This window comes from Arthrobacter sp. B2a2-09 (assembly GCF_027587375.1).
In the GTDB taxonomy this organism is placed as follows: domain Bacteria; phylum Actinomycetota; class Actinomycetes; order Actinomycetales; family Micrococcaceae; genus Arthrobacter.
This window is the reverse complement of the sequence record NZ_JAMXIC010000096.1, coordinates 1-469: the sequence shown is the minus strand read 5'-3', so window position 1 is coordinate 469 and position 469 is coordinate 1. Positions and strand designations below refer to the sequence as shown.

At 59.1% G+C, this 469-nt stretch carries 1 protein-coding gene; it reads right to left on the bottom strand.

What is annotated here, in order from left to right:
* Positions 1–388, bottom strand: a 388-nt coding sequence (locus NFJ07_RS25685) for a transglycosylase SLT domain-containing protein (protein ID WP_269998932.1), incomplete at its 3' end; no start/stop codon positions are given.
* Positions 389–469: the final 81 nt, after the last annotated feature.

Below are 469 nucleotides of genomic sequence, written 5' to 3'. Positions count from 1 at the left end.
CTCCGACCACGCGATTCACATATGCCCTTGTGCGAGCCCCCCAGTTCGACCGGTTGGTGCCGCCGTGGTACTCAGCAACAGCAGTCGCCACGTCGCCATCATTGCGGTCGAGCGAATCCTCCAGCAGTAGGCCGGCAACCTCGGCAGCGTTCTCCGGGCTCAGGTACGGATCAACCCCATACTTCTCAATCGCCGCATTCCGGGTAGCAGGAATGATCTGGAACGGGGTCTTTGCGCCAGCCTCAGACACCTGATCATTGTTCGATCGCTCTCCGCGAAGGACCACATTGGATAGAAGTCCAGGCGGGAGCCCAAGCTTTTCCTCCGTTGCTGCCGAAAGCTCAGCCCAATATGGGTCTTTGTGGCTGTTTGGTGCATTGGTCGCCATTACTGACCTCCTGCTGGGTTTGCGTACTTCATATAGCTGCGCTGAGGGACTTGCTGCTGTGCCTGCTGCGCCCCGACCTGA